Source organism: Vibrio sp. D173a, from assembly GCF_030248475.1.
The window spans coordinates 1-8,542 of record NZ_JAHGAH010000280.1 but is presented as its reverse complement, the minus strand read 5'-3'; the positions used below and the strand labels follow the sequence as shown (position 1 = coordinate 8,542).

At 43.0% G+C, this 8,542-nt stretch carries 7 protein-coding genes; 1 reads left to right on the top strand and 6 read right to left on the bottom strand.

The features are described 5' to 3' along the window. Positions 1 to 69 precede the first annotated feature (69 nt). Positions 70 to 633 carry an HdeD family acid-resistance protein gene (locus tag KIV40_RS24105; protein WP_005427746.1) on the bottom strand — a complete coding sequence of 188 codons (564 nt, stop codon included), beginning with the start codon at positions 631 to 633 and terminating at the stop codon, positions 70 to 72. Positions 634 to 928: 295 nt separating this feature from the next. Between KIV40_RS24105 and KIV40_RS24100 the strand changes: the two genes are divergently transcribed. Further along, positions 929 to 2,212 carry a mechanosensitive ion channel family protein gene (locus KIV40_RS24100; protein ID WP_041853351.1) on the top strand — a complete coding sequence of 428 codons (1,284 nt, stop codon included), beginning with the start codon at positions 929 to 931 and terminating at the stop codon, positions 2,210 to 2,212. A 20-nt stretch (positions 2,213 to 2,232) separates the two neighbouring features. Here KIV40_RS24100 and KIV40_RS24095 read toward each other — a convergent pair whose 3' ends face one another. The 5 genes from KIV40_RS24095 to KIV40_RS24075 all read right to left on the bottom strand — a co-directional run bounded on the left by KIV40_RS24095 (position 2,233) and on the right by KIV40_RS24075 (position 8,381). Further along, on the bottom strand, positions 2,233 to 2,421 hold the full coding sequence (locus tag KIV40_RS24095) for a hypothetical protein (protein ID WP_306431884.1): 189 nt from the start codon (positions 2,419 to 2,421) through the stop codon (positions 2,233 to 2,235). 369 nt (positions 2,422 to 2,790) lie between these two features. Further along, positions 2,791 to 3,012: a hypothetical protein gene (locus tag KIV40_RS24090; protein WP_285351710.1), complete on the bottom strand. Its 222-nt coding sequence runs from the start codon at positions 3,010 to 3,012 to the stop codon at positions 2,791 to 2,793. 30 nt (positions 3,013 to 3,042) lie between these two features. Continuing rightward, positions 3,043 to 3,327 carry a hypothetical protein gene (locus tag KIV40_RS24085; RefSeq protein ID WP_285351708.1) on the bottom strand — a complete coding sequence of 95 codons (285 nt, stop codon included), beginning with the start codon at positions 3,325 to 3,327 and terminating at the stop codon, positions 3,043 to 3,045. Between the two features lie 363 nt (positions 3,328 to 3,690). Continuing rightward, positions 3,691 to 6,648, bottom strand: coding sequence for a M66 family metalloprotease (locus KIV40_RS24080; RefSeq protein WP_285351706.1), 2,958 nt, complete (start codon positions 6,646 to 6,648; stop codon positions 3,691 to 3,693). A 641-nt stretch (positions 6,649 to 7,289) separates the two neighbouring features. After that, complete coding sequence (locus tag KIV40_RS24075; RefSeq protein ID WP_285351704.1) at positions 7,290 to 8,381, bottom strand: choloylglycine hydrolase family protein; 1,092 nt, start codon at positions 8,379 to 8,381, stop codon at positions 7,290 to 7,292. Positions 8,382 to 8,542: the final 161 nt, after the last annotated feature.

The window sequence follows — 8,542 nt, the reverse complement described above, 5'->3', positions numbered from 1 at the left end:
TGTGATCAAGAGACAGCCGAATCGGCAGGCATTCTCTATTTCACAAAGTTTTAGCGCTAGATAGTGTCTTTATTGGGAGAGCTTTTTCATTTGTAAGCCCATAAAGATGAAGCTGATGCCTTCAATCAGTAGCGAGATTCCGACAAACGTGCCCAATAACGTTGTTGAGAATGCAGGATCATCGAGCAACATGAAGAAGTAACCACCGATAAGCACTGAAATTACACCACTGAATACGATAACGTTGCTGCTTGGTAGGCTACGGTTGCTCAAACCAAAGAAGATACGAGTCAAACCGTTTAAGATCATCACAATCACCATCAACATGGTAATCGTGACAAGGCCCGCCAGTGGTTTGAACAAGATAAACAGACCACCCACGATATACAGTACTGCACTTAATACATACCAAAGCTTCTCTTTCCAAACATTGATGGAGAATGTGTGGTAAGCCTGAACCAGACCACTGAACAAGAGTACGGCACCCACGATGGTTGAGATCGTCACGCCTGCCAGTACGGGCAAACTCATTGCCCCAATGCCCATTAGTGCGATGATAACACCAACGATAACGAAGTATTTCCAGCCTTTAGATAGGAATGTAGGCTGTTGTGATTGATTAGAATTTTCCATTGAATGCCTCTTGAATTAAACGCGAGCCGCCTCTTCAGTCTAGTCTATTAAAAACGTAGAGAGTTCACAGACTTAACTGAAATACGTGTCCCGTTTGCATTAATAGATGTTAAACCTGTATCACATCGCCGCCTATACGCTATTTTTGAACAATAAGTTTCTAGATTGCTGGATTAAACCAGTGCAAAACAAGGAGATGGGGAGTAGGATTAGCGGCTTTCTAACGCCAGTTGCCTGCCTTTTCTTGATAAGTTCTCACTCTTTTGATTCAGGCTACATTTTAGAGGATGACATTTTGCTCGATCATCACATTCGCACCTTCATTTCTGAAAAGCTCAGTGCTGTCGGTATTAACAGCGACCCATATGGCATTGAACTCACCACCGTATTTATCCTAGCAAGCCTCACCGCGGCAGCAGTCAGTTATTTGATCGTGCATCACTTGATTGTTCGCTCAGTGAATAACGTGCTGCAGAAAGCCAACAAACCGCTCGCTGAAAGTTTGGCGAAATACGATGTATTAGAGAAACTGTCGCTGCTTATCCCAATTATGGTACTGGATGTGTTCATTCCCCTTGCAGTAGGCCACTATGATTGGTTGGCTGCTATCTTCGATAGGATTTTGAGCATTTCGATTTTGGTCATCTTTGTATGGATGATCTTCGCCCTACTCGACGCAATGAATGACATCGCGACGTTTAAAGGCATAACAAAAAAAATGCCGATCAAGAGCTTTGTTCAGTTGATTAAGCTGTTCACCTTCTTTGTTGGCGTCGTGGTGTCTATGTCCATTCTCGCCAATGAGTCCCCGGTCATTTTCTTGTCTGGATTAGGTGTCGCGACTGGTTTCGTGATGCTGGTGTTTAAAGACACAATATTGGGCTTCGTTGCTGGCATTCAGCTTTCTGCAAACCGCATGATCAGCTTGAACGATTGGATTCAAATGGACGCTTATGGCGCAAATGGCACGGTAGAAGAAATCTCTTTAACCACGGTGAAAGTCAGAAACTTTGACAACACCGTGAGCATGCTGCCTGCTTATGCTCTGGTTCAGAACGCATTTATCAACTGGCAAGGCATGTCAGATTCAGGTGGTCGCCGTATCAAGCGCTCCGTAAATGTTGACGTTACATCGATTCGTTTCTTATCTGATGCAGAAGTTGAAAAGCTGAAAAGCATTCGAATCTTGCGCCAATACATCTATGAAAAATCGCGAGACATCAACGAATACAATGAGGAAATGAGCGACGAACCAACTTTTGGCAACCTTCGTCAGATGACCAATTTGGGTATGTTTCGAGCTTATATTAATGCCTATTTGAAAGCGAACAAAGACATCCACCAATACATGCTTATCATGGTGAGACAGCTAGAACCGACGCCAGAGGGTATTCCACTTCAAGTTTACGCCTTTACGAACAATACAGACTGGGCTTACTATGAAGGCGTACAAGCAGATTTATTCGATCATATCTACTCTATTATGCCCTTGTTTGGTTTACGCCCTTACCAGATGTTCACGAGTCACGATGCCAGACAGATTGGACTGGAACAGGTCACCAGTAAAAACGCTCAGTAGCATTGCCTCAAGAGTGAAGCCTATGCTTCACTCTCTAAACTGGGCGCGAGGTTTTTACGATTGTAACGATGCTCCGTAAGCACCCCACCTTCCACCTTGTAACGCAAACCGTATTTACCGATACAACCTCGTAACCTTGAACGCGTCAAACCTGATAAATCAGATGCGGTACTTGCTTTATCTACAAGCTGCACCCAATAGGTTTCCATTTTGTCCTTCACAATGATCTCCCCCGACCAACATTTATAGATTTAGGGAGAATTCTTACAAATACCGATAGTAGTCTGGATAGCATACGGCAGAACTTTTTTATCAGAATGCCTACGAGAATCGCAGTTTTCTCGTTCAAGGGTGTACTAATGCGTTGAAAACAAAGCTTTCCGTCTAATTTTTCTATTACAAACTGAATATATAGATCAGTGATTAAATGATAAATTTCCCGCGATTCGCCTTTTGGAACCTAACTTTCAGAGAATGGCGTGAGTTACCGATAAGACGATGCTCAAGCGAATTTAAAGGGGTAATACTTCACGCAATTATCCCTACTCGTTTTTCTAGCCCTTCTTGAATTTCACCAATCAATTACATTGGTTATTTGTACTTCCGACTTTTCGCCAGACACCCCATGTACCATCGGCGCCCGGTTCATTCCCTGAGGTCCACCATTGGTTATCCCACTCACCACCGTTCCAAGAAACACGATGGCAAGGTGACGCATAAGTTTTACTCCTGTCCCACATTTCTCCTGTAGAAGCCACTTTTGCTTTTTGAACCACGACGACTTCTGATGTATCAAACAACGAGCCGTCTTTGACGGTTAACAAGAAGCGCTAGGTCGTGTCAGCAGCTATTTCTGCAAAACGAACGGTAGTCTCTTCCGTAGTTGGTGATGCTATATCTGCAAGGGGGGATGAAGGGGAAAGTTGTTTCCATTCAAAAGTTAATAAGTCACCGTTTGGATCTCTCGATTGAGCACCAGATAAACTAATCGACCCTGCACCTGTCAGTTCATATAGATTCGAGGTTGCCACTGCGATTGGAGGCTGATTTTCTTGAAGTGAGCGAGCAGACAAAGGTTTCGGCTCTGCATTCAATCGCTGTAAGACTTGATTCACTCTCTCTTCCATTGAGGAAGGTCGAGTAGATCGTGACATGGGACTAGATACATTTGAATCATTTAACACCACCACATAGGTGCCTTGAGAAGAAGCATAAACGGGAAAATTCAGTATCAATGGTAATGCACTTAAACAGAGTTTTTTATAAGGGAACATAATATTCAACCTTCAAAGACGGTATGTATGGCTGCTCGAATTGTTTGTTGGGATGCTTGTTTGTTTAAATACTTGTTTGTTAGAATAAATGCTTGTTGGGATGCATCCCAAGACAACCGACGAGCAGGATATAAGAGAGATAAAGTATGTCGGGGCATAAAGAATGCCGAGAGCGCCACTCCCGACAGTCTTTATGCTTTCGTGCTACTGGCAGGCAGCGCCCTTGTTGATCCAGACACTGGACACATTAGGCTGCTCGCCACGAGTCCACCACTTGGCCTCAAATTTAACCCCGTTATAGGTAACCTGAGCACCTCCCGAGTATGCTGCTTGACTTGACCATGGCAGCACAACATCACTTAGGAGTTCCCAAGCATCACTACTGTCAGGTTGATTATTTTGACTCCAGTGCTTTGCCTTCCAAACCAACTGCTTGTAGCTAACTAAGTCACCACCTGAATAGGATTTGCTGGCAGACCACGCGTCGTAATTCGTGGCATTTGGGTCACTGACGCTGCAGGTATTGCCGCTGGCTTTCACGTTAAGCGTTGTATTTGCGCTTGCACTCTCCCCTTTAGGATCGGAAACAACAACACTTAGCAAAAATTGACTATCAACCGTCACGTCTGGAACTGAAAGTTGAATCGTGCCACCGGACATAGTCTGATAAGCTAAGCCTGAAGTGCTCCACTTAAATGACAGCACATCACCATCAGGATCTGATGCCGTCGCGGTTATCTCTATAACCTCTCCGGGTTTTGCATCAATACTGCTTGGAAGAGAGACTTCCGGTGCATGGTTTTGAGTTGGTTGGGGCTGAGCAATAATGGTGACCATATCACTGGAGCTCGATTTACCGTCTGAAACCAACACAGAAAATACATAAGATTGCTCTTGTGTCGATTCTGCCAAAACCACATTGGTTGTCATTGCGTTGCTTGCTTGAATGCTCGCGGGCAAACCCGATATCTGCTCCCAAACATAAGTTAACTCGTCACCATCAGCATCCGTGGATTTGTCGGCCGATAAGGTGATAGTTGCTCCTGACAATACTGACTGGTCTTCACCTGCGTGCGCTACGGGCTTATTGTTCTCGGATGGTTTTAAAGAATCTGACTGGACGATAGAAACCTCTAACGCTTGCTTTGGCTTCTCTATATCTAACGAGCTTAAAACAGCGTTATCACACACAACCTCTGCCCTTGTTGGATCATCGGTCTGCTTAAGGTTGATATGGAATTTGTTCATCACATTATCGTCGAAACGGAATCCAACCAACTGATAATTGTCCGTTTGGTGGTCTTGACCGTTATACACTTTGACATAACAACCTGTCGTATCGAGGCGATCAACAGGAGTAGGTTGATAAACAAACCCATAAGCGCCGTGCAAAGCAGGGAAAATGTAGCTATCTAATTGTTGCTGAGGATCGTAATAACCTACTAGCGTCGTTACTGGTACACCATAGTCAGTTGGAATACGTGTTGGTTTACCCTCGGCTACCTGATCTTCAGTGGTTTCTAGCCATGCTTTTCCATCACTGATGTAAAACTTACTATCACCTCGATTCAAGTTAACCAACTGACCATTAACATGAGCCGTCATTCCATAGCCAGAGTAACGCGCAATGTTCACAGCTTTGCCTACTGCAACATTTTCTGCACTAGGCAAATAAATATCGCGTATCCAACGTCCATCTCCCGTCTCGACTTTCGTGATGTCAAAATCGTTGATGTAGCCCAACAATACGGAGCCATCGATGTCGTCTTTGATCGTATTCAATTGTGATTGAGAGGTAATCGATTTCGATAACAAAATAGCGGGTTGCTGGAACGCTTGCATCGCTTTCGTTTCATCATTCCACTTAGTAAACCCAGTAGAAGATGATTCATCAAATGTAGCTTTGCCCTCCATAAAAGTCTGAATTTTCTCTAGCACATAAGGCGTATGCAGCGTGTATTTGGAAATTGGTGAAGTTGGCTCACCGCCCCCCATCGCATCTCGATTAAACTTGTAGCCTTCAAATGCAGGAATGCCAATCCCATCGCTACAGCAAACTTGGTCTTCGCCATTACGCTTGTTCCACATGAAGTTGGCAATGAAACGCTTCTGCAATAGATCCCCCCCCCAAGCAGAGTTGATGTCCGTTGATGGGCGGTGTGTCGTCCCATCAGTGCCTCCTGGCCAATGACCCAACCCAAAGTTATGGCCAACTTCGTGACTCCATTCATTTCCCACTGATGAGTCGATAGTCACCATGCCGTTGCCTCCACTACCACCGTGAGCAACAACACCATTTTGATAACGACCTACTGCTGCAATCGCGGTAATTTGGTTCGCCGTGTACGGGTGTGCTCTCTCTGACACTGACGTTGATGAATTGATCCCATAGTTTGCGAGATTAATACCATGGGACATCAAGATCTTAGTGGTATACGCTCGCATATCTCCTTGGTGCCAAGTCCCAGTGCTCGGGTCAAGCTCTGTAAGTAAATCTCCATCCGGTAGCATCACTTCATCAAGTTTCACGGTTTCGTAAGGGTTAACAATCAACTTACTTACCGGAATTTTCTGGAAGTAATCCTTGTGCAACTCTGGATTATCAGCGAAGTAGAAACGTCCCCTTGGATTAGTCAGCATCCCCAAATCCATCGTATTAATGAGCAGTTCGTTAGGCGCGCCAATATCCAAATCGGACAGAAGACCAGATGTACTCCCATTGAGCAACTCCAAAGTCAGACCGTGTTGTATCCAAGTCGCTGGGAGCGTTACAGACCACATGTCTTGCGCGTACATAATGTCGAGGTTGGGGCCGTCATGATTGGGAAGTTGCTCTGGTGTGTTTAGTGATAAAGCACCCAACTGATTGCCTTGACTATCTCGTGCAATAACTTTGACTTGTGATGAGACATTTAAAGGTTCAACTGGCTTAACAAGAAGTAAAGTATCACGCAATGCGGTGAGATGCGGCCTAGGGTCGCCTTTATCATTGTAATGAGGGACAGTAATGTTTTGCGCATAAATCACCATCGCCTCAAAATCACCCTGTAAATTATTTACTGGCGTTTCATTATTAAATTGAATAACTTGAGCATTTGCTATTCCTGAAAGCAATATTCCACCAACTATATTAAGTCCCATACTGACTTTATTTCTTTTCATACTTCCCTCTTCTATTTATATAACAACATTTCAACTAGCCACTGCTTTAGCCAATGATAAATCTAATTATCTTTCTTAGACAACATAAGGATTGAGCTTCGTTGACAACCAACAAACCAAGACAAAATAAAGAAAAAACCTATTAAAGTTTAAATTTTAGAATTAACTTATTTAGTAACGGATCATTTAACGATAAAGATATCAAATAAGATTTTTAGAGCATCAACTCCAACAAATAGAACCAATAATGATTAAAATTAAATACAAATCAACAATTTAAACAGATACCAAGCAGAAAGCTTATCTAAATAAAATATTTACCAATATATTTAAACCAATGAAAGTTTGAGTACTGAGTTTTAAACCAGCCTCTAGCTATAGATAAGTTCAGATTTATACTACAACATTAATATTTGCATTCGACTGATAAAAGTGAATATTAAAAATTAATTTAATTATCAATATAAAAATGGAATAAGAGTCAAATATTTCACTAGTTTCAATTAAGTTATATCATCACTCACTGAATCAATAACTCACTTTATAGAGCGTTTTTTTAAGCTGTTATTTTTCTGGTAATAAAAAAGCGGAGAAGGAAGTCCCTCTCCGCTTTGCGCGTTATTGATACTTGCTTAAAGACGCTATGGTGTCACATCTGTAAACGTGAACGTGCCGTTATCCAGTTCGCGTTTCACTTCTTGCTTTTGGTCAAAATCAATCTTAGTCAGGTCAACTTTCTTGATTCTACTGTCGTGCATCGTGGTGTAGTACAGCGCCTTGTTACCTTGATCGATGACCGAAGTCCATTGTGTCGCACTTGGCAGATCTGGAATATGGTTACGGTACTCTGGGTTAAACTCGGTGCCAATTGGAATGTCGAAGTTGTTCAGAATATGGAAGGCTTGTGACACTGCCTCTTCACCCGTTTTTGATTCTGGGGCTGTATTTACGAAAAATGCCGCACGTACAAAACGCGATGGTGGCGTAATGTCACCCGGTAAACCTAAGAAACCAGAACCAATACCAAAAGACTTCGCTTCGACACCACCGAATTTAGTCGGAGCACTGGTGCCTGGTTGCAAATGAATGTAGTTATTCAAGTTGGTGACTTGCCATGGGAAAGTTGGTGAATTAGTTAGCACTCCAACCTCGTTATCATAGATGTGCACTTGGCCATGATCCATGATTTCAATAACGATGTTGTTGCCTGCTTTATCGGTAACGCGCCAATGTCCAGTCGGTGAAGGTTGACCTTTCTCATCAATATAAACAGGAACAATATCGATATTTTTCATTGCCGTTTTAACTTCATCCACGGTTTTGAACTGCGACAGCATCCAACGTACAAAATCCATATCCGCAATACTGTCTGCTCGATCATTCGGATCATACGCTTTTAGTGAACCGTAACCTTTGAAGTAGAACAAACCTGCAGTTAGACCTTCTTCATTGATGCCTTCACCAATAAAACGATCATCACTCACTGAAATACCAACAAAGCCGTACTTGCTCTTCCAGCTCAAACCTTGCTTTTGGTCTGGCATCGTTGAGGTAAACGTGTAATCACGAGGAGCAACAATCAGTTTACTATTGAGATCGCTCTCACCCCACTCAATTGTTCGAGCGTGAATGTGGTCGTTTGCAGTCGTCGAAAGTGAGATACCAGTACAAGCGGTCGCCGGAGCAATGATGCTTGCAGAGAGTGCCATAGCAAGGAAGGTTTTCTTTATCATTTTTAGTTCCACCAGAGGGGTAATAATTCGCGATTGTAGCCCTTTTTAGGCAACTTACAATCGAAAATATATAAAATTGATGGAATATAAAATTGATGGAATATAAAATTGTATCAATCGCTAAAACGGAAACGCCCAAAGTTAGAAGTGGCCCCCAATTT

Excerpts from the sequence above, each read along its gene's own strand:
- KIV40_RS24105 (WP_005427746.1), bottom strand. The coding sequence starts at position 633 with ATGGAAAATTCTAATCAATCACAACAGCCTACATTCCTATCTAAAGGC.
- KIV40_RS24075 (WP_285351704.1), bottom strand. The coding sequence starts at position 8,381 with ATGATAAAGAAAACCTTCCTTGCTATGGCACTCTCTGCAAGCATCATT.
- KIV40_RS24080 (WP_285351706.1), bottom strand. The coding sequence starts at position 6,648 with ATGAAAAGAAATAAAGTCAGTATGGGACTTAATATAGTTGGTGGAATA.
- KIV40_RS24095 (WP_306431884.1), bottom strand. The coding sequence starts at position 2,421 with ATGGAAACCTATTGGGTGCAGCTTGTAGATAAAGCAAGTACCGCATCT.